General features: G+C 67.3%; 21 protein-coding genes, 1 tRNA gene and 1 other RNA gene. 13 read left to right on the forward strand and 10 right to left on the reverse strand.

What is annotated here, in order from left to right:
• The first annotated feature begins 57 nt into the window (after nucleotides 1-57).
• The 4 genes from ACFVV0_RS05255 (at nucleotide 58) to ACFVV0_RS05270 (ending at nucleotide 4783) form a co-directional block, all read left to right on the forward strand.
• Nucleotides 58-1260, forward strand: coding sequence for an ROK family protein (locus ACFVV0_RS05255; RefSeq protein WP_387059194.1), 1203 nt, complete (start codon nucleotides 58-60; stop codon nucleotides 1258-1260).
• A gap of 230 nt (nucleotides 1261-1490) precedes the next feature.
• Nucleotides 1491-2720 (forward strand): multidrug effflux MFS transporter, encoded by a 1230-nt coding sequence (locus ACFVV0_RS05260; RefSeq protein WP_387059197.1) that lies wholly within the window; start codon nucleotides 1491-1493, stop codon nucleotides 2718-2720.
• Between the two features lie 45 nt (nucleotides 2721-2765).
• Nucleotides 2766-3446 carry a phosphatase PAP2 family protein gene (locus tag ACFVV0_RS05265; protein WP_387059200.1) on the forward strand — a complete coding sequence of 227 codons (681 nt, stop codon included), beginning with the start codon at nucleotides 2766-2768 and terminating at the stop codon, nucleotides 3444-3446.
• 68 nt (nucleotides 3447-3514) lie between these two features.
• Nucleotides 3515-4783 (forward strand): saccharopine dehydrogenase family protein, encoded by a 1269-nt coding sequence (locus ACFVV0_RS05270; protein ID WP_387059203.1) that lies wholly within the window; start codon nucleotides 3515-3517, stop codon nucleotides 4781-4783.
• 4 nt (nucleotides 4784-4787) lie between these two features.
• Here the strand turns inward: ACFVV0_RS05270 and ACFVV0_RS05275 are convergent, their stop codons facing one another.
• Nucleotides 4788-5633 carry an aminoglycoside phosphotransferase family protein gene (locus tag ACFVV0_RS05275; protein WP_387059205.1) on the reverse strand — a complete coding sequence of 282 codons (846 nt, stop codon included), beginning with the start codon at nucleotides 5631-5633 and terminating at the stop codon, nucleotides 4788-4790.
• Entirely contained in the window at nucleotides 5630-6463 is an 834-nt protein-coding gene (locus ACFVV0_RS05280) for a helix-turn-helix domain-containing protein (protein WP_387059208.1), read from the reverse strand. Before ACFVV0_RS05280 ends, ACFVV0_RS05275 begins: the two co-directional genes overlap by 4 nt.
• A 17-nt stretch (nucleotides 6464-6480) precedes the next feature.
• On the opposite strand from ACFVV0_RS05280, the gene ACFVV0_RS05285 reads away from it, so the two are divergent.
• A complete protein-coding gene (locus tag ACFVV0_RS05285) occupies nucleotides 6481-7089 on the forward strand; it encodes a GNAT family N-acetyltransferase (RefSeq protein ID WP_387059212.1) in 609 nt (202 codons plus the stop codon).
• Nucleotides 7090-7111: 22 nt separating this feature from the next.
• On the opposite strand, the gene ACFVV0_RS05290 is transcribed toward ACFVV0_RS05285, so the two are convergent.
• The 3 genes from ACFVV0_RS05290 to ACFVV0_RS05300 all read right to left on the reverse strand — a co-directional run bounded on the left by ACFVV0_RS05290 (nucleotide 7112) and on the right by ACFVV0_RS05300 (nucleotide 9341).
• Nucleotides 7112-7648: a hypothetical protein gene (locus ACFVV0_RS05290; RefSeq protein WP_387059214.1), complete on the reverse strand. Its 537-nt coding sequence runs from the start codon at nucleotides 7646-7648 to the stop codon at nucleotides 7112-7114.
• 169 nt (nucleotides 7649-7817) lie between these two features.
• On the reverse strand, nucleotides 7818-8633 hold the full coding sequence (locus tag ACFVV0_RS05295; RefSeq protein ID WP_387059216.1) for an MBL fold metallo-hydrolase: 816 nt from the start codon (nucleotides 8631-8633) through the stop codon (nucleotides 7818-7820).
• A gap of 54 nt (nucleotides 8634-8687) precedes the next feature.
• Complete coding sequence (locus ACFVV0_RS05300) at nucleotides 8688-9341, reverse strand: TetR family transcriptional regulator (RefSeq protein ID WP_387059219.1); 654 nt, start codon at nucleotides 9339-9341, stop codon at nucleotides 8688-8690.
• A 40-nt stretch (nucleotides 9342-9381) separates the two neighbouring features.
• On the opposite strand from ACFVV0_RS05300, the gene ACFVV0_RS05305 reads away from it, so the two are divergent.
• The gene (locus ACFVV0_RS05305; protein ID WP_387059221.1) at nucleotides 9382-9642 is read left to right on the forward strand and encodes a hypothetical protein; all 261 of its coding nucleotides are present in this window, start codon (nucleotides 9382-9384) and stop codon (nucleotides 9640-9642) included.
• Nucleotides 9639-9875, forward strand: coding sequence for a hypothetical protein (locus tag ACFVV0_RS05310; RefSeq protein WP_387059223.1), 237 nt, complete (start codon nucleotides 9639-9641; stop codon nucleotides 9873-9875). The genes ACFVV0_RS05305 and ACFVV0_RS05310 overlap by 4 nt, the downstream gene beginning before the upstream one ends.
• 23 nt (nucleotides 9876-9898) lie before the next feature.
• On the opposite strand, the gene ACFVV0_RS05315 is transcribed toward ACFVV0_RS05310, so the two are convergent.
• A complete protein-coding gene (locus ACFVV0_RS05315; RefSeq protein WP_387059226.1) occupies nucleotides 9899-10309 on the reverse strand; it encodes a hypothetical protein in 411 nt (136 codons plus the stop codon).
• On the reverse strand, nucleotides 10306-10635 hold the full coding sequence (locus ACFVV0_RS05320) for a carboxymuconolactone decarboxylase family protein (RefSeq protein ID WP_387059229.1): 330 nt from the start codon (nucleotides 10633-10635) through the stop codon (nucleotides 10306-10308). Before ACFVV0_RS05320 ends, ACFVV0_RS05315 begins: the two co-directional genes overlap by 4 nt.
• A 232-nt stretch (nucleotides 10636-10867) precedes the next feature.
• Here ACFVV0_RS05320 and ACFVV0_RS05325 point away from each other — a divergent pair, with 232 nt between their 5' ends.
• Nucleotides 10868-11254 (forward strand): PLDc N-terminal domain-containing protein, encoded by a 387-nt coding sequence (locus ACFVV0_RS05325; protein ID WP_387059232.1) that lies wholly within the window; start codon nucleotides 10868-10870, stop codon nucleotides 11252-11254.
• A 21-nt stretch (nucleotides 11255-11275) separates the two neighbouring features.
• Here the strand turns inward: ACFVV0_RS05325 and ACFVV0_RS05330 are convergent, their stop codons facing one another.
• Nucleotides 11276-12343, reverse strand: coding sequence for a peptidoglycan-binding protein (locus ACFVV0_RS05330; RefSeq protein WP_387059234.1), 1068 nt, complete (start codon nucleotides 12341-12343; stop codon nucleotides 11276-11278).
• Between the two features lie 262 nt (nucleotides 12344-12605).
• Between ACFVV0_RS05330 and ACFVV0_RS05335 the strand changes: the two genes are divergently transcribed.
• Nucleotides 12606-13892 (forward strand): APC family permease, encoded by a 1287-nt coding sequence (locus ACFVV0_RS05335; RefSeq protein ID WP_387059237.1) that lies wholly within the window; start codon nucleotides 12606-12608, stop codon nucleotides 13890-13892.
• Nucleotides 13893-13900: 8 nt separating this feature from the next.
• On the opposite strand, the gene ACFVV0_RS05340 is transcribed toward ACFVV0_RS05335, so the two are convergent.
• The gene (locus ACFVV0_RS05340) at nucleotides 13901-14569 is read right to left on the reverse strand and encodes a Type 1 glutamine amidotransferase-like domain-containing protein (RefSeq protein WP_387059240.1); all 669 of its coding nucleotides are present in this window, start codon (nucleotides 14567-14569) and stop codon (nucleotides 13901-13903) included.
• A 381-nt stretch (nucleotides 14570-14950) separates the two neighbouring features.
• On the opposite strand from ACFVV0_RS05340, the gene ACFVV0_RS05345 reads away from it, so the two are divergent.
• The 3 genes from ACFVV0_RS05345 to ctaD all read left to right on the forward strand — a co-directional run bounded on the left by ACFVV0_RS05345 (nucleotide 14951) and on the right by ctaD (nucleotide 18991).
• Complete coding sequence (locus ACFVV0_RS05345) at nucleotides 14951-15586, forward strand: MBL fold metallo-hydrolase (RefSeq protein WP_387059243.1); 636 nt, start codon at nucleotides 14951-14953, stop codon at nucleotides 15584-15586.
• A gap of 10 nt (nucleotides 15587-15596) precedes the next feature.
• Nucleotides 15597-17078, forward strand: coding sequence for a DHA2 family efflux MFS transporter permease subunit (locus ACFVV0_RS05350; RefSeq protein WP_387059246.1), 1482 nt, complete (start codon nucleotides 15597-15599; stop codon nucleotides 17076-17078).
• A 173-nt stretch (nucleotides 17079-17251) separates the two neighbouring features.
• Complete coding sequence (gene ctaD / locus ACFVV0_RS05355) at nucleotides 17252-18991, forward strand: cytochrome c oxidase subunit I (RefSeq protein WP_387059249.1); 1740 nt, start codon at nucleotides 17252-17254, stop codon at nucleotides 18989-18991.
• A 39-nt stretch (nucleotides 18992-19030) separates the two neighbouring features.
• On the opposite strand, the gene ACFVV0_RS05360 is transcribed toward ctaD, so the two are convergent.
• Nucleotides 19031-19118 (reverse strand) — tRNA-Ser (locus ACFVV0_RS05360).
• Nucleotides 19119-19209: 91 nt separating this feature from the next.
• Here ACFVV0_RS05360 and ffs point away from each other — a divergent pair.
• Nucleotides 19210-19306: signal recognition particle sRNA small type (gene ffs / locus ACFVV0_RS05365), an RNA gene on the forward strand.
• The last annotated feature ends 150 nt before the right edge of the window (nucleotides 19307-19456 follow it).

Below are 19456 nucleotides of genomic sequence, written 5' to 3' on the forward strand. Positions count from 1 at the left end.
CGGGCGGAGGGGACACAGGCACGAGTCGACCGGGGAGCGGATAGGGTTCAGGAGATCATGAAGACTTCGAACGAGCGGGGCCAGACGGGCACCAATCTCGACGCGATCCGCCGCCACAATCTCGCGACGGTGCTCGGGATGGTGCACCGCAGCGGTCCCGTCGCCCGCTCCGCGCTCACCCAGGCGACCGGACTCAACCGGTCCACCGTGGGCGCTCTCGTCGGCGAGCTGGTCGAGCTCGGTCTGGTCGCCGAGCGGGAGCCGGAGACGAGCAATCGCGTCGGCCGGCCCAGCCCCGTCGTGGCTGCGGATGCCCAGGTCGTCGCACTCGCGGTGAATCCCGAGGTCGACGCCGTCACGGTCGGCGTGGTCGGCCTCGACGGCACTGTTCACCGCCGCGTGCGCTACGCGACCGGTCACGTGCCGACAGCTCCGGAGGCGGCCGCGATCGCAGCCGCCGTCATCGACGGTCTTCGTCCCGACCTGGCGGCGGCCGCGCGGGTCGTCGGCATCGGCGTCGCCGTGCCCGGGCTCGTCCGCGAGGGCGACGGCGTCGTGCGCCTCGCCCCGCATCTCGAGTGGGCGGACGAGCCGTTCGCCGCCCAGCTCGCCGAGGCGACGGGGCTGCCGGTGCACGCCGCGAACGACGCTCGTCTCGGAGCGAACGCCGAACGGCTCTTCGGCGCCGGCCGCGGGGCGTCCCACCTCGTCTACCTGAACGGTGGCGCATCCGGAATCGGTGCGGGGGTGATCGTCGGCGGCGAACCGCTCACCGGTGTCTCCGGATACGCGGGGGAGCTGGGGCACACCCTGGTGAACTCCGCGGGCATCCGGTGCCACTGCGGCGCGGTCGGCTGCCTCGAGACCGAGGTGAGCCAGCGCGCCCTGTTGCGGGTTCTCGGGCTGCCGGCGGCCGACCCCGACGAACTCGACCGTGCCCTCGCCGCCGCCGTCGAAGCGGGCGAACCGGAGGTGGTGGCCGAGATCGAACGCCAGCTCGGCTTCCTCGCCACCGCCCTCCGCACCGCGACCAACGTGTTCAACCCCGAGCTGATCGTGCTCGGCGGATTCCTCGGCTCGCTGCACGCCGTCGCGCCCGAGCGGCTCGCGTCGCTCGTGGCCGAGCAGGCGCTCAGCGCGTCCGGCGAGCACCTGGCGATCGTGCGGGCGGAGCTCGGGTCGCGCATCCTGATGATCGGCGCTGCCGAACTCGCTTTCGCGCCGCTCATCGCCGCACCGTCCGGGCCGTCCGCAGCCTGACCCGCGGGTCCATCCCGGTCACGGGTCGCGCCTGAACGTGGTCGCCATCCGGCACCAGAAAAGGGGATGTGCACGGTAACATTCGTGGCCGTGTTTCCGATAGGATTGGGGACGTTCCACACTCGAATCGATTCGATCGAGAAATGTGTTCCGCCGACTTTCCGGCACCACCAGTCCTCCCACCGCGGCCGCACCCCGCGGTGTTCGTTTTCTCCCCTGCAAGGAACTTCGTGACTACCGTCGTCCACCCCGGTGACTCGCTGTCCGGCCGGCAGCGCTTGGCCTACATCCTCATCCTCGGCGCCCTGACCGCACTCGGCCCGTTCACCATCGACACCTACCTCCCCGCTCTGCCGACGCTCGAGAAGGAGTTCGACGTCTCGACGGCGGCGATCCAGCTCACCCTCACGGCCACGACGATCGGGTTCGGCGTCGGTCAGCTGCTCGTCGGACCGTGGAGCGACAAGGTCGGGCGCAGGCTGCCGCTCATCCTCGCGACGATCGTCCACATCCTCTCCTGCCTCGCCGCCGCTGTCGCCCCGAACGTCGAACTGCTCGGCGTCGCACGCGCCTTCCAGGGCATCGGTGCCGCGGCGGGCGGTGTCGTGGCGATGGCCATGGTGCGCGACCTGTTCGGCGGGCGACCTCTGGTGCGGATGCTCAGCCGGCTCGCCCTCGTCAACGGGCTCGCGCCCGTGCTCGCCCCGGTGCTCGGCTCCCAGCTGCTGCTGATCATGCCCTGGCGCGGTATCTTCATCGTGCTCGCCTGCTACGGCCTCTTCGTCGTGATCTGCGTCTCGCTCTGGATCGTCGAGACGCTGCCCAAGGCGCGGCGAGTGGATGCGGGCCATGCGACGGTCGGCCAGCGCTACAAGTCGGTGCTCAGCGACCGCGTCTTCGTGGGAATCGCCATCGTCGGCGCGATGAACTTCACCGGGCTCTTCTCCTACCTCTCGTCGAGCTCGTTCGTGTTCCAGGACCTCTACGACTTCGACGCCCAGCAGTACGGCCTGCTGTTCGCGGTCAACTCGATAGGCATCATCATCGGCGTGCAGTCGGCGGCGCGGCTCACGAAGTACTTCGGTCCGCAGTGGATCCTCGTCGTCTCGACCATCGTCATGTTCGTCTCCGCGGTCGCGATCGTCGTGCTCGACCAGGCGCACGCCGGACTCTGGGGGGTGGTCGTCCCGCTCTGGTTCTTCATCGCCGCCTGCGGATTCGGCTTCCCCTGCGTGCAGGTGATCGCGCTCAACGGTCACGGGCACGAGGCCGGCACCGCGGCATCCCTTCTCGGCGCGGTGAACTTCGGCCTCGCCGGGATCATCTCGCCGGTCGTCGGGCTGCTCGGCGTGGCGAGTGCAGCGCCGATGGGATTCGTGATGGCGATCTGTTCGGCGATCAGCATCGCGGCGCTCTGGCTCATCGTGCGCCCGCGCACCGTACCCGAATTGGCTCACTGAGTCCACGCGTCGAGTCCGCCGCCCGTGCCGGGTAGCGTGAACGGCATGGAACAGCACACCGATGTCGCGCAGGCGGCGAGGATCTCCCGGCGCTGGCCGGTCGTCTCCGCCTCGGTCGCCGTCGGGCTCGTCGTCGTGCTCGGCGTGCTGATCGCCTTCCGGCGCACCGAACCGTTCTCCTTCGATCTCGAGTGGATGGACGAGATCATCGAGCACCGCTCGCCGCTCTGGCTCGCACCGGCGCTCTTCTTCAACTACGCGGGCGGGGGGATCATCGGATCGGTCGTCATCCCGGTGCTGATCTTCCTGACGCTGCTGGCCTTCCGACGGCCGTGGGGCGCGATGTTCTTCGCTGCGGCGAGCATCCTGTCGGTCGTGATCGTGCAGATCCTGAAGTACACGGTCGGGCGCGCGAGACCGACGGACATCCTGGTGCACACGGACACGGGTTCATTCCCGTCGGGGCATACAGCGAACGCCGCCACCATGGTGGTCGTGCTCGGCATCCTCTTCCCTCGCGTCTGGGTGTGGATAGCGGGGGCGGCCTGGGCGATCCTGATGGCCGTCAGCCGCACCTATCTCGGCGCGCACTGGCTGAGCGACACCGTCGGGGGTCTGCTGATCGGCGCCGGCGTCGCGGTCATCGTCTGGGCGCCGCTGGCCTACCGGATCGCCCGCGAGCAGCAGGCACCGCATCCGTTCTTCCTCGCGAAACCCGCACCGTGACGCCCAGCGAGCGACCGATCGATGCTGAACCCTAGCTGGCATCGGCCGCGACCGATAGCGTTGCGCGCATGAGAATCCTCCTCGTCGGCGCCGGCGGCGTCGGTGACGCCATCGCCAAGATCGCCGCGCGACGCACGTTCTACGAACTCATCGTCGTGAGCGACTACGACGTCAGCCGTGCCGAACGCACCATCGCGTGGATCGCTGCGAAGCACGGTGACGAGGTCGCTTCCCGGTTCGTCGCCGCTGCCATCGACGCGTCCGACCCGGATGCGGTCGCCGCCGTCGCCCGCGAGCACCGCGCCACCCACGTGATGAACGCCGTCGAGCCCAAATTCGTACCGACGATCTTCGCCGGGGCGCTCGCGGCAGACGCCGACTACCTGGACATGGCCATGAGCCTGTCGGAGCCGCATCCCTCCGACCCGTATTCGAAGACCGGCGTGAAGCTCGGCGACGACCAGTTCGCTCAGCGCGGCGACTGGGAGGCGGCGGGGCGTCTCGCGCTCGTCGGGATGGGCGTCGAACCCGGGCTCAGCGACGTGTTCGCACGGTACGCGTCGGACAAGCTGTTCTCGCATATCGACGAGCTCGGCACGCGCGACGGCGCGAACCTGGTCGTGCGAGACGCCGACGGCAACGAGATCTTCGCTCCGTCGTTCAGCATCTGGACCACCATCGAGGAGTGCCTCAACCCGCCGGTGATCTTCGGGAAGGATCTCGGCTGGTACACGACCGCGCCGTTCAGCGAACCGGAGGTGTTCGACTTCCCCGAGGGGATCGGCCCGGTCGAGTGCGTGAACGTCGAGCACGAGGAGGTACTCCTCATGCCTCGATGGCTCGACGCCGAACGGGTCACCTTCAAGTACGGGCTCGGCGAGGAGTTCATCGGCATCCTCCGCACGCTGCATCAGCTCGGGCTCGATTCGACCACGCCGCTGCGGGTGCGCAGTGCGCATGGTCCGGTCGAGGTGGCGCCGCGGGATGTGGTGGCCGCCGCTCTGCCGGATCCCGCCACCATCGGTCCCCGGATGACGGGCAAGACCTGCGCCGGAGTCTGGGTCACCGGTCGCGGTCTCGACGGCAGCCCGCGAGAGGTGTACCTGTACCACGTCAGCGACAACGAGTGGACGATGCGGGAGTACGAAGCCCAGTGCGTCGTCTGGCAGACGGCGCTGAACCCGGTGATCGCGCTCGAGCTGCTCGCGACCGGGGTGTGGACGGGCACGGGCGTGCTCGGCCCCGAGGCGTTCGACGCCGAACCGTACCTCACGCTGATGGCGCGCCCGACGGCCGAGGGTGGCTACGGCCAGCCCTGGGGGCTGCGCGAGGGCTGATCCGTCAGGGCAGGAGGCGCTGGGCGCGCAGCCCGAGCTGGAGCGCGTGCTCGGGGTCGAGGCCCGACCGCTCCGACCAGCACGACGACAGGCCGGTCCAGGCGAAGGCCCAGCGCAGCATCCTGTCGGGCTCCATCCCCACCTCGTCGCCGATGATCGCGAGCTGCCGCTCGAACCGCCCCGGCGCGAGCGCCACCGGTGCGGACGGGTTGCACAGGATGTTCGCGAAGTCGAACCCCGGGTCCCCGACGACGTGCTTCGGATCGATGGCGAGCCAGCCGTCCTCCCCGAAGTCGAGCACGTTCCCGTGGTGGAGGTCGCCGTGCAGCACTGCGTGCCCGGCGGGATCCGCCAGCAGCTCCCGGGCGACCTCCGCAGCTCGCCGGTAGAAGCCGTCGTGGGCATCCGGATGCTCGGCCGCGTGCACGAACAGCTCGCGGAACCAGTGGTCCAGCCCGACCACCCCGACCGGAAGCGGCCGGTCGTCGACTGCGTGCAGCCGCAGTCCCGCCCGGCACAGGATGCGCGTCGCCGCATCGTCGTCGGCGGCGCTCGCCGCGGCCATGCGCGCAAGGTCGCGTGAGCCGGTCGCACGAGCGATCACCAGCGCATCCCCCTCGGTGGCGAGGACCGGCGCCGCACCGCGTCCGGCCCACCAGACCATGACGCGACCGCCCGCAGCCTCCTCGGTCACGGTCGCTACTTTGAGGAACGCCGGCCGCCCACCGAAGAGCACCGGCTGCAGCACGCTGCTCGGTGTGCGGAACGCGTCGCCGTCGGGTGCGAGGCTCCACTGCGCGATCCTCGGCGCGAGCAGGCTCGACGTCGCAGCCGTGTCCGCGTCGGTCACCGAGCCCTCGACGCCTCGGCTGCGTACACGCCCGGTGTCTCGCCGATCACGGTCTTGAACTCGCGGCCGAAGTGAGCCTGGTCGGCGTAGCCGAGTTCGACCGCCAGCTCGGCGAGGGGAGGCGCCTCGCCCGAGCGCAGCGCCGCGGCCGCCTCCTGCAGGCGGTACCGCTGGATGAGCCACTTGGGTCCGAATCCGATGTGTCCCGCGACGAGCCGCTGCAGGCGGCGGACTCCGAGCCCGAACCGGTCGGCGAGCTGCTCGACCCGCGTGATGCCACGGTCGTTCTCGACGGCCTCCACGATCGCGTCGACCAGCGCGGCGTCCTCTCCGGGCGGTGGGATGCTCGCCGGCAGCCACTCTTCGAACGCCGCGATCGCGCCGAGGTCGTCCCCGGCCGCCATCCGCTCGCGCACGCGCTCGACCGCATCCGGAACGCCGGGGATTCCGAGCGCGCTCAACGGAACAGAGGCTGCGACCGTGCGCACGCTCCCGCCGACGAGCGAGCGTGCCGTACCCGGTCGCAGCATCGCGCCGAACGCCCAGCTCTCGCCCGTGAGGATGCGGCCGCCACGCCCGCGGAGGGGACGATGCAGTGCCGCCTCGCCAGGCTCGATCACGAGGTTGCTCGTCGGGTACTCGAGCACGTCCTGCCGCAGGGTCGTACCGTCGGGGAGCGCCCAGCGTGGCAGCCAGTAGTGCCGCACGAAGGGTGCGACCTCGTCGCTCGGCCAGTGCCGCGCGATCGTCACCGGCGCCGCGCCGTCGCCGGGCGTCAGCAGACCTTTGCTGCGCGGCTCGGCGCTGGTGGCGGCGGTGGGGGCGTGCACGCTGCAATACTTTCACGGTGAGTGCGATCCGTCCCTACCGCCCGAGCGACCGTGAAGCCGTCGACGAGATCTGCGTACGGACCGGGGCGAGCGGAACCGACGCCACCGGACTGTACAGCGACGACAGCCTCCTGCCCGACATCTTCGCGGAGCCGTATCTCGCCTATCAGCCAGAGCTCGCCTTCGTCGTCGATACGGGCGATCACGTCGCCGGCTACGTGATCGGGGTCTCGGACACCGCCGCGTTCGCGGACTGGTACAAGCGGGAATGGCGTGCCGGGTTCGCGGAGCGGCACCCGCTCGATACCGCAGCGACCGACGCCGAGCGCGAGCTGATCCGCTACGGCCTGAGCTACGGGGACCGCCTGGTGCCCGAGCTGGGGGACTACCCGGCGCATCTGCACATCGACCTACTCCCGGAACTGCAGGGTCAGGGTTTCGGGCGCAGGCTCATCCGCCGGCTCCTTGCCGAACTCGAGGAGCGCGGTGTCTCCGCCGTGCACCTGGGCGTGTCTGCGACGAACACGTCGGCGCGCGCCTTCTACAACCGGCTCGGCTTCCACGAGCTTCCGTCGAGTACCCCCGAGGGCCCGTCACTCGGAATCGCCACCGACGCGCTCATCTAGCGATCCGACGCGAAGAGGGCGGTCAGCGGCTGAAGCGCGGGAACCGCTCGAACCAGTACAGCAGCTCGGGCGAGGTACGGCGCAGCTCTGTGAGGGTGACGGATTCGGCGCGCTTCGTGATCGGGACGTCGAGCTCCTCGGCCACCCGCTCCATGTCGGCGAGAGCCCAGAATTGACCGCGCATCCGGATGAGCACCCGGCCGTCCTTGCCGGTCACGAACAGCTGCGGTTGCGTGTCGAGGGTGCTGCCCTCGTACAGGTCGATCAGGAGTACCGAGCCGACCATCCCGTGCCGCACCTCGACCGTGCGCCCGAAGAAGCCGCGCTCGCGGACACCGTCGGGAATGAACTGGATCGTGGTCGAGAAGTAGGAGAGCACGGCGAGTGTGGTCACAGCGACGACGAGGATGTGGATGCCCAGCAGGAGAGGCCAGACCCCGTCGGGAATCGTGAGCCAGTACAGCACGGCGAACACGGGCGTGGTCAGCGCGAAGATGGCGATCAGTCCCCGTCTGAACAGGTGCGCGTGCGGTCGCAACAGCGTGCGCGACTGCGTCACGACCTTCTCCTGCTCAAGCGATTGCCCCTTCACTCCACCGAGCCTCACCTATTCCGGCGTGCAACGGTAGCGGCATTTTGGGGGACACGACGCCATTTGCCTGGCACGTAACCAGGGCACACCGGACCGCGCTTCCGAGCAGTACACACAGGGGAAGTGATCGGGGGAGCTAGCCCGCCGTACCCCCGGGCGCGCTTCGTTCGGCGAGCCGCTCGCGCTGCCCCGCGTGGACGTCGCTCACCCATTCCCAGCCTTCTGCCGCCGAGGGGCCGATCCGCGGGTCGCTCGGATCCCGGGCGTCGCGCAGGGCGTCCAGATACGCCCGATCCCGATCGATCCGTATGCGCACCTGGTCGGCCCCACCGACTGAACCGTGCCCGGGGATGACGACATCGACGTCGCCGGCCACACTCTCGAGCAGCTGGAGCGCGTCGAGGTAGTCGCCGATCGGGTCGGTGGTGCCGCCCAGGTCGAGCAGGGGGATCAGCACGTCCGAGAGCATGTCCCCGGCGACGAGAACCCCTCGGTCTTCGATCAGCAGCGCTGCATGGCCGGGGGCGTGCGCCCGATGCTCGACGATCCGCACAGCAGGGCCGTCCCACGGGAGCTGCACCGTGTCGACGGGTAGGCCGGCGATGCCGCCGAGCAGGTCGAGCGGCACCTCGTCGGGGATGCCGAATCGGCGCGAATCGATGCCGTGCGACAGCCGCTCGCGGGCCGTGTCCGCGCAGAGCGCGGTGCCCCACCGTGGCGGAGCTCCAAGACCGGGGTGCCAGAGCAGGTGATCCCAATGCGGATGCGTCGAGAATCCCAGCACAACGGTCTGACCCGAGTCGATCAGATCGTTCGCGAGGCAGACCAGCTCGGCGTCGAGCACTCCGGCGTCGATGAGCAGAACGCCTCTCGCCCCCTGCACGACCACAGCGTTGCTCTGACAGAACTCGCTCTCGTGGACCAGCACACCTTCCGCAACCTGCGTCAGCATAGGTGAAGAGTAGCCCGCCCGTCGTCGGCCGACAACGGCGCGAGGCTCCGGACGTCAGCCTTTCTGCGGCACGCTCAGGATGACCCGGACGATGTCACTGAACAGGTCGTCCGAGGTGCGACCGGCCGAGAAATAGTCACCGATCGCCTGAACAGTGGTGGGGAATCGGCGTTGGAGCTCATCGATCGCGGGCGGTTGCTGCGTCGCATCCGTCGGCGCCTGTTCCTCGAGGACGTACCCGACAGTGAAGCGCTCTCCGGCGAGGACGACGAGTCGCGCCTGGTGCAGGTCGACTCCGTGGCCGACGAGCGTGGACATGGCGGACTCGGAGAAGTCGCCGCGGCGCAGCGCCAGCCGTGCGCCCGAGACGATGCGTGCGCCGTCGCGGTGATGGAGCATTGCCCGGCGCAATTCGATGAGCGCGGCCAACAGCCATTCCGCCCAGTCGTCGTCCGTACGGGTCTTAGGAATCGCCCGGATCGCGTCGTCCATGATGGCGTCGGCGAGAGCGTCGAGGAGTTCGGCCTTGCTGCCGATGTGCCAGTAGAGGGTGGGAGCCTGCACCCCGAGGCGGCCGGCGAGCGTGCGGAGGCTGAGAGCCTCGAGACCCTCGTCGTCGAGCAGTTCGAGAGCTGCGTCGATGACCTGCTGCCGATCCAGCGCCAAACGCCACCCTCCTTGCGCGATCTCTCTTACGGTGTTAGACATATCCTAATGCTCTAACACTGTAAGAGAGAAGGGGACTGACGTGAAAGCGGCGGTTGTGCACCACGCGGGAGCCGTCCCGCACTATGAGGACTTTCCGGATCCCGAGGTCGGAGAGGGCGAGGTGCTGCTGACCGTGGAGGCGGTCGCGGTCGAGAACGTGGACCGTGCGATCGTCGCCGGCAGCCACTACACGGCTGCGCCGTTTCAGGGAGCACTCCCGGCGATCCCGTGTTTCGACGGGATCGGCCGCCTGCCCGACGGAACCCTTGTCGGATTAACGAACCCCCAGGAGATCCCATGAACAAGCTCGCATCCGCTGTGCACGACGCCACCCACCACGTGCCGGGTGTGCCCGCCCACAGCGACCTGCCCGCCACTCCGAGACCGCATCGGACCCGCGGCAATCCCCGTCCGCATGGCCAGAGCGCGCACCCGCACGACCACGGTCGGCGTCACCAGACGCCGCCGCGTATCCTCGTCGCGTGGCAGAACTGGATCAGCCGACTCGTCGGGAGCGGCAACCGTCGTCGGTGAGGTGCCGGCATCGGTAGACGAGCTCAGGATGCGGATCCGTCCGGACGCATTTCGCGCCCGTGCACGGTCAGCGCGAAGATCACGAGCACGTCGACCGCGATGATGATCGCCGACCACCACGGCTGCGCCGGGAGCAGCAGGAGCTGGCCCACAGCGCTGAGAATGGCGAGGATGACGGCGACGACGCGAGCCCACGTCGCCCCCGTCAGCAGGGCGCCTCCCGTGATCAGAAGCAGAATGCTGAGGATGAGCGTCCACCAGCCCCAGCCGGTCAGATCGAAGAGGAACAGACCTCCTCGCGAGATGATGAAATACCCGTCGGGTGAGAAGATCGCCACGATTCCCTGAAGGACTCCGAAGATCCCGCTGACGAGGATGATGACGGCGGCGAATCTGCCCCAGCCGACCCATCCGGTTCGCTCCATCGTGCTCATGATCCGACCTCGTCCTCGAGCACGGCGATCTCGATCTCTGCCGCGAGCGCCGTGACGATATTGCCGGTCGCGGCGGCGACATGAGCGGTACCGACGATGGGTGCGATTGCGGTGAGGACACCTCGAAGATCCTCGGCGTCGAGACCGACCTCGCCGCCGAGCTGGAGGTTGAGGGCGTAGGACACCGGTGGTGCGCCCACCGCAACCAGCGCGGCGACGCGGACCAGAACCAAGGTCGCGGGATCGAGGGACGACGCTTCGACCGAGTCCGCCGTCATGCGGGCGAGGAGGTCGAGCACCGGGGTGTCAGCGGCGGAGTCGGTCATGATGAATTTCCCTTCGGTCGGATGGTTCGATCACGTTGCAGAGTTGTCACTTGACCATTGCAGTGCGAAACCTGACGCATTTCGTCACTACATCGGGGTGATATCACCTCGCCCAGCACCAGCGGCGCCGCCTTCGAATCATTCCGTTCGGGTGATGCGTCCGAATTCACGCGAGCTCTAGCTTTCAAGCGACGCAGACGTGATCGGCACCCTGCGAGAGAACGGAGCTGCAATGAACATCTGGGAGTTTTTCGCCTGGTTCTTCTGGTTCTACATCGCGGTCGCCTGCATCTGGATCTTCGTCCGGGTCATCATCGACGTGTTCCGCGACCCGGAGCTCAACGGCTGGATGAAGGCCCTGTGGGTCCTCTTCCTCGTGTTCTTCCCGTTCCTCGCAGCATTCATCTACCTGATCGCACGCGGAAAGAACATGGCCCAGCGAAGCGTCGCGGGATCGCGGCAGGCTGAGGCTGCGTCCGCGGACTATGTCCGTTCGGTCGCCGGCACGCACTCAGCCGCATCCGAGATCGAGTCGGGCAAGAAGCTCCTCGACAGCGGCACGATCACTCCCGCCGAGTTCGATTCGCTCAAGGCCAAAGCACTGGCCGGCGCCGCGTAGCCGAGGTGGCCCGTCCGGCGCTCAACTGGACGGCTTCGGCGACGGTTCCGACGTGGGTTTCGGCTGCGTCAGCTCAGCGAGCTCCCTTTCGAATGCGCTGATGGTCGCAGCGTCCACTTTGCCGGTCGGTTCGACGCCGAGCTCCGACTGGAACGCCATCAGGGCCTCTGTCAAGGCGGGCGTCCACACACCGTCCACGGGGCCGTTCCAGAACCCGACGAGGTTCAGAGTCTGCTGGAGCGCGGCCGTCGTCGCTGTGCTTTGCTGGGCTGCGGCGCCTCCGAGCGCCAAAAGTTTCGCATCCAGAGCTGCCGTCGTCGCCTTGTCGAGCGCGCCCGTCACGGGCAGACCGCTCGCCTTCTGAAGCTCTTCGATCGCTGCGACGGTCTGCGGTCCGTAGACGCCGTCCACCTCACCGGTGTAGTACCCGGCAGCTGCCAGATCCTGTTGCAGAGCGGTCACATAAGCACTCGCGCTCGCTACGGCTTGCGGATCGGACAGGCACCCCGCCTCGGCGAACAGGCGCAGCCAGGCGAACTCGAGTGCGACGGCAGCGCTGTTGAACTGCTGGGACGCATCCACCAGCGTGGTCTTGTCGGTGATCGCCTCCTCCGCGGCGGTGAACTCCGATTCGGCCTGCTTGACGCGGTCCACCGTGGCGGCCGGAACCAGAGGGGTGGTCGTCGGCTCGGGCGCGGCGGCAGGCACGGCCAAGCTCGAGGGTCCCGCCATCGCCCGGTCGAGCGCCGCATGCGCCTCGGCGAGCTCTTTTTCGGCATTCTCGAGCTCCTGCTGAGCGGCGACCGCAGCCTCGGCGCTGTCGAACGCATCCTCGCGCGGCCGGGCGAGGTCCGTGCCGGCATCCGTGACATCGCCGACCGTCGGGGCCGTCTGGTTCAGTACGTCGCCGTACCGATCGAGTGCCTCGATGTAGGTCTTGCTCGACTCGCAGAACTTCTCCGACGCGGCCGTCTGGGCTGCTTTTGCGTCCGCCGCCGCCTTCTCCTTGGCGGACACCTGGGCCTGCGCCCGGTCGACGTCGCTGACGTCGGAGCATCCAGCGAGCCCGACAACGGCAAGAACAGCCACTGCCACAGCGGCTGTGCGAAGCCTCCATCCCCGTGCGGAGCCGATCTTCACCTGTACCCCCTGATCACGAACTCGCCTGAAGGATGCCGCGCACCGGGGCCCGACATCATTCACGCCGAACCCCTGGTCGGGACAAGAATGCACCCGCGCGAAGCGTTTGGAAATAGTCCTATCCGGGTGATTTCGATGGCGGCCGGTCACGGCAGGATGGCGTCGACGCGCCGGTGGACTTCCGTGTCCGGGCCCAGACGAGGAGGCACGCATGGCCACCGAGGCGGCGACCAAACGAATGACCGTCATCCAGGCCACTTTCATCGGCGTCGGGTCGATGGTGGGCGCTGGAATCTTCGCTCTCCTGGGCGCAGCCGGCGCGGTCGCAGGGTCTGCGGTCTGGCTCTCGTTCCTGATTGCCGGAGTGATCGCCGGCCTGCAGGGGTACTCCTTCGCGAAGCTCGGTGCCAAGTATCCGTCGGGCGGAGGCTTGCTGACCTACCTGTCGAAGGGGTTCGGCGAGGGTCACATCGCCGGGATCGGATCGTGGCTGTTCTTCACGGCGGGCTCGATCGTCGTCGCCATGATCGCCTCATCGTTCGGCGGGTACGCCAGCTCGGTCGTCGCGAACAACGACCCGTTCTGGGCGAGGGTACTCGGCATCCTGCTCATCCTGGTGATGAGCGCCCTGAATGCGATCGGCTCGAGTGCAGTGGCCAGGGTGCAATCGATTCTCGTGACGGTCGTGCTCGTCATCCTCGTCCTGTTCGCCGTGGTGACGATCGCGAACTGGAACCCGGCCCTCCTCGCGCCGAGCGGATACCCCGGCGCGCAGGAGATCATCTCGAGCGTTGCCCTCACCTTCTTCGCCTTTCTCGGATTCGGCGTCATCACGTTCACCGCCAAAGACCTGCCGAATCCGAAGCGGCAGCTCCCGATCGCCATCTATCTCGCCCTCGCGATCGCGACCACGGTCTACGTTGCCGTGTCGCTCGGCGTCTTCGGTACGCTGACCGCCGACCAGGTCGTCCAGTACGGTCCGACCGCGATCGCAGAGGCAGCCAAGCCCACGCTCGGCCAGGCCGGGTACGTGCTGATCGTGATCACCGCGCTCCTCTCCACGACGGGTGCGGTGAACGCTGGGCTCTACCCGTCGATCGGCATGACGCGGCAGCTCGCGTCGATCGGCCAGTTCCCGCCGTTCTTCGGCAGATCGGTCCGCCGTTTCCCGGTCGGTCTGCTGGTGATGGCCGGACTCGCGATCGTTCTGGTCGCCGGCTTCGACCTGACGAGCATCGCCTCGATCGGAAGCGCGGTCGCCCTGCTCATCTTCTCCACGGTGAGCATCGGGCACTTCCGGCTGTACAAGGAGACCGGCGCCAATATCGTCATCCTCGCCATCGGCCTGGTGGCGACCCTGGGCACCCTCGTCGTCTTCTGCGCTACGACGCTGGTCGACGAACCGGCCACCGCGATCGCGCTTCTCGTGATCGTCGCCCTGTCGGTGATCGTCGATCTGTTGTGGAAACGTGCGCGGGATCGACGTGTCACGTCCTAGACGAGCATTCAGCGGTCGAACTGCTCCCAGTGCCCTTCGCTGATCACCTCGACGTTGGCGCCGATGACGGCGACCGCCGTCTGGTCGTCGATCGCATACGACCGGCCCGGGATGCGCTCAGACCAGCGCCGCGCGGCGTCGAGCGTGTTGCTCGACCATCCGGGGTAGTCCAGGTGCGGGAAGATCGAGAAATCGGTGAGGCCGAGTGCGTCGTCGGGGCCGTCCGGTTGCCAGTCGAGGAACTCCTTGCCGACGCGCGGGGTCATCACCATGCTTCCGGCACTCACGCCCACCCAGACGGTGTCGCGGAGCTCGGGCAGCAGCGCGGCCAGGCCCGACTGCCGCATCCAGGTGTAGAGGTATCTCGCCTCGCCGCCATCGACCAGCAGCACGTCGGTCTCGCGCACCCACGGCATCCAGCGCTCCTCGGCGAGACTCGGTAGCGCGGTCAGCTCGAGCACCCCGACCGACTTCCAACCGAGACCGACCAGGCCCGGGTCGTCCCGGCGGCCTGCGGTCGACCTCCAGACGCTCTGTGGGCCGCACGCGGGCTGTCCCCATTGCGCGGTGGGGATGAAGAGGGCGTTGCTGTCCGCGATCGGCTTGCCGAGCATCCCGATCAGCGCCTCGCGGATGCTGGCGTTCGTGACACCGCCCGACGTGAGCAGCAGCTTCATCCCCGTCCTCCCGATCGACGCGCGGAACCGCCGTCCACGATAGACCAGACCGAGGCGGCGACAAGGTCGCACTGCGCCCGAGGGCGGGGAACGGCGACGTCACCCGCGCCCGGCCGACTCCGCGCGTAGGGCTAGGCATGCGCTTGGTTCCAGCGCTACCATACGTTCATCGCGGCCCCGAAACGACCGCCTACTTCGCTCATGACAGGGCATGGGAGTGGCGCACGACTCGTCAGTGTTTTGCCCATGCCGCTGTTCGTCCATGGCCCTCATGCGGAATCCGCGAGTAGCGGGCCCGTCGAACGGCGTCGACAGTTCTCATTCGGATGCGGTCGCGGACCTGATTCGGTCGGCGGCAGGCGAAAGCCGAAGGGAGGGTCCGTGGAAGTCACATTCTGGGGGCACTCGTGTTTCATGGTGAGCTCCGGCGAGGACCGGGTGCTGATCGACCCGGGCACATTCACTCCGCGGCTGCCGACGTTATCGCCGCAAGCCGTGGTGGTCACCCATGTGCATCCGGACCACTTCGATCGAGAGGTGCTCGCCCGATTGGTCGAAGAGAGTTCGTCGCGGCGGATCTTCTCGACCGCGGCGGTCGCGGAAACGCTCGGTCCGGCTGTGACAGTGATCGACGCGGACCGCTGCGACATGGTCGGCTCGCTGCGATTCGAGTTCACCAGCGGCATGCACGCTGAGATCCTGGAAAACGGGCCCCGCCCCGAGAACCTTGCGGTCCGCGTCAACGACCAGATCTTCTATCCGGGCGACTCGTTCTCGCCACCGGGAGGAGACGTAAACCTTCTAATGCTGCCCGTCTCCGCGCCGTGGTTGCGGATCTCGGACGTCGAGAAGTATCTACACTTGGTGCGTCCGAAATGGGTGGTTCCCGTCCATACCGGCGTCTTGTCGGACGACGGTCTGAAGTTGACGATGGGACTCGTCAGGTCCCTCACGCGAGACATCCGGGCGGAGTTCACCGAGCTCCTCCCCGGCGAACGCTGCACCGTCGAAGCGTGACGGACTCCCCATGACGTTCAACGGGAACTCCCTGGTCGCGTTGCGGAGCACAACGGGTACGCTCCTGATCACTGCAACCGTGCTGGCTTCCCTGGTCGGCTTCCTCGACGCCTACGTGGTGATCGTCGCCGTGCCGGCCATAAAGCGGGATCTCGGTGGAAGCGCCACAGCTCTTCAGTTCGTGGTGACCGGCTATCTGCTGACGGTTGCGTCGTTCCTGCTTCTCTCGGGCGCCTTGGCCGATCGATTCGGTAGGCGTCGCGTGCTCGAAGCCGGGCTGCTCGTTATGCTGCTCGCCTCAGTGTTGTGCTCCCTGGCGCCATCTGTGGGCTGGCTCATCGCCGCGCGGATCGCCCAGGGAGTCGGCGGTGCTCTGGTCGTTCCCAGCAGCCTGGCCATGCTCAACGGCACGTTGCGCGTCGCCGACAGGGCGCGCGGAATCGGGATCTGGGCGGGCCTCGCCACATTGGGCACCACGCTCGGCCCGTTTGCCGGCGGCTGGCTCGTCGACCATGCATCGTGGCGATGGGTCTTCCTGCTCAACGTTCCGGTGATCGTGATCGCTCTGGTCGTATTGCGTTTCGTGCCCGAGGTCGGCCGGGCGGTTCGACCGGCATCGGCCGATCTTCTCGGCGGGGTACTGGCGGTGGTCGGATTGGGGGGTGTCACTTACGCCCTCACGGACGGTCCGGCCTCGGGCTGGCTGACTGCACCTGTGCTTATCGCGGCTGTGCTGGGTCTCGGATCGCTCGTCGCGCTTGTACCGGTCGAGCGACGTAGGCCGGCTCCGATGCTCAAGCTGTCACTGTTCGCGTCTCGGCAGTTCAGCGCGATCAATGTGACGACGGTGCTGTTGTACGGGGCATGGGCGGCCGCCAACTATTTGCTCGTGCTCCAGTGCGAGTTGCAGTTGGGGTACACAGCCGCGCAGGCGGGCGCCGTGCTCATCCCGGAATCAGTGGTCTTCTTAGCGCTCTCACCGTTCGCCGGAGCGCTCGTTGCGCGGTTCGGACCGCGCTGGCTGATGGCGGCCGGAATCCTCGCGGTCGCCGTGGCCTTCTTCCTGCTCTCGGGCGCGAGTCCAGGCGAAAGCTACGCGCAGGCGATCCTTCCCGGTGCCCTTGTCTGGGGGCTCGGAGCCGGCCTGCTGGTGACGCCTCTGACGGCTGCTGTGCTTTCGGCCGTCGACGACGCCGATCTCGGTGAGGCATCCGCCATCAACGACGGCGCATCCAGGGTCGGGGCCTTGCTCATCACGGCGCTGGTCCCGGTGCTGATCGGGGGCTCCGGCGGAGGGGGCCTGACAACTGCCATTCGCGGCGGATACTCGGCAGCGATGATTGTGATGGGTGGGATCACCGTGGCTTCGGCGATCGTCGCGGCCGTGTTCGTATCCAATGTCCGCCCCGGCGCTATGCCGATGACCCCGGCGCCCAGGATCAATTCGTGCGCGCTGCCGGTGATCGAGCGTCCCGTCCCGCAGGGAAAATGACCGTGCTCAGCGACGAGGAGTGAGTGGCTGATCCCTGGCCATAGCACAAGTGTCCGGGTAGAGTCTGTATCAGCGAATCGGCCCGCGCGATCTCGCACAAGAAGCACTCCCCGACTCGCCAAACTGCCTCGACTACGGCCGATGCCAGCACGCACGACGGCGAGGAGGAGCTCATGTCGACCACGACCACCCCCCGACCGGCACCCGCGCTCCCGACCGGCGTGCCTCCAACGAACAGGGTCGAGCGAAAAGGGAATGTACTCGTCGGGTGGCTCACCTCGACCGACCACAAGACGATCGGGTACCTCTACCTGATCACGTCGTTCATCTACTTCCTGGTGGGCGGACTTCTGGCTCTCATCATCCGCGCGCAGCTTTTCGAGCCTGGCCTGCAGATTGTGCAGACCAGGGAGCAGTACAACCAGCTGTTCACCATGCACGGCACGATCATGCTGCTGATGTTCGCGACGCCGCTGTTCGCGGGATTCGCGAACGTGATCATGCCTTTGCAGATCGGGGCTCCGGATGTGGCATTTCCGCGGCTGAATGCGATCGCGTACTGGTTCTACTCGTTCGGTAGCCTCATCGCCGTCGCCGGCTTCCTCACACCTCAAGGTGCCGCAGACTTTGGCTGGACGGGCTACGCGCCTCTGTCGGCGACGACGTTTTCGCCTGGTGTCGGCGGGAACATGTGGGCAGCGGGACTTGCGCTCTCGGGATTCGGAACAATCCTCGGCTCTGTGAACTTCATCACCACGATCATCACCATGCGCGCCCCCGGGATGACGATGTTCCGGATGCCGATCTTCACCTGGAACACGCTGGTGACGTCGGTCCTCGTGCTGTTGGCGTTCCCGGTGCTCGCCGCCGCCCTGTTCGCCCTCGTGGCCGACCGCGTCTTCAACGCCCACATCTACGACCCGGCCAACGGCGGGGCGCTGCTCTGGCAACACCTGTTCTGGTTCTTCGGGCATCCCGAGGTGTACATCATCGCGCTGCCGTTCTTCGGCATCGTGTCCGAGATCTTCCCGGTGTTCAGCCGCAAGCCGATCTTCGGCTACAAAGGCTTCGTCTACGCCACGATCGCGATCGGGGCACTCTCGGCGACGGTGTGGGCGCACCACATGTATGCGACCGGTTCGGTGCTGCTGCCGTTCTTCTCGCTCACCTCGATGTTCATCGCCATACCGACGGGCATCAAGATCTTCAACTGGATCGGCACCATGTGGGGCGGATCGCTCACCTTCGAATCACCGATGCTCTGGGCGATCGGCTTCCTGATCACGTTCACCTTCGGTGGCCTAACCGGCGTGATCCTGGCCTCACCCCCGCTGGACTTCCACGTCACCGACACATACTTCGTCGTCGCCCACTTCCACTACGTCGTCTTCGGTACCGTCGTCTTCGCGATGTTCGCCGGCTTCTACTTCTGGTGGCCCAAGTGGACGGGCAAGATGCTCAACGACCGTCTGGGCAAGTGGCACTTCTGGCTGCTGTTCATCGGATTCCACACGACGTTCCTCATCCAGCACTGGCTGGGTGTCATCGGCATGCCGCGACGGTACGCGACCTACCTGCCGACCGATGGGTTCACCTGGATGAACCAGCTCTCGTCGATCGGTGCGGGCATCCTCGCCATCTCGATGCTCCCGTTCCTCGTGAACGTGTACCTCACCTCGCGCAATGCACCGAAGGTCACGGTGAACGATCCGTGGGGCTACGGCCGCTCGCTCGAGTGGGCCACCAGCTGCCCGCCCCCGCGACACAACTTCACATCTATTCCGCGCATCCGCAGCGAGTCTCCCGCGTTCGATCTGAACCACCCGGAGGCCGGCATCCCCATCGGAATCGGACCTGGCAAGGATGCACCTGACGCCCCCACCGTCGACCTCGACGACAACACGGTGAAGTAACCATCAGTGGGTCTCGGCGCTTCGAGCGAAGAGAAAAAATGGCGGAGAATGGGGGATTCGAACCCCCGAGGGCTTGCACCCAACACGCTTTCCAAGCGTGCGCCATAGGCCACTAGGCGAATTCTCCAGGCGATTGTCGTTCCTGACCGGAACAACGCCAGATAGCATCCTACCGGTTCCCGGGGGCGGGTCGTGACACGGGCATCCGGTACACTTGTCGAGGCTCCTCACGTGGCGCCATCCAGGCCAACTCCCCCAGGGCGGAAACGCAGCAAGGGTAACCGGGCTCTGGCGGGTGCGTGAGGAGTCTTTGCATTTAAGCCACTGCGCCCGACAGGGGCTCCTCTTTTCCCGGCGCGCTCCCGGCTGCCGACGGTAGGTTTGCTGTGAGTTGCACCTTTGAGATGTAGGGGAGCTGGATGGCTACCGAGTTGACCGAGTCCACCGTGTCGGCGTCGATCGAAC

The sequence above is a fragment of the Leifsonia sp. NPDC058230 genome (assembly GCF_042882245.1).
GTDB lineage: Bacteria > Actinomycetota > Actinomycetes > Actinomycetales > Microbacteriaceae > Leifsonia.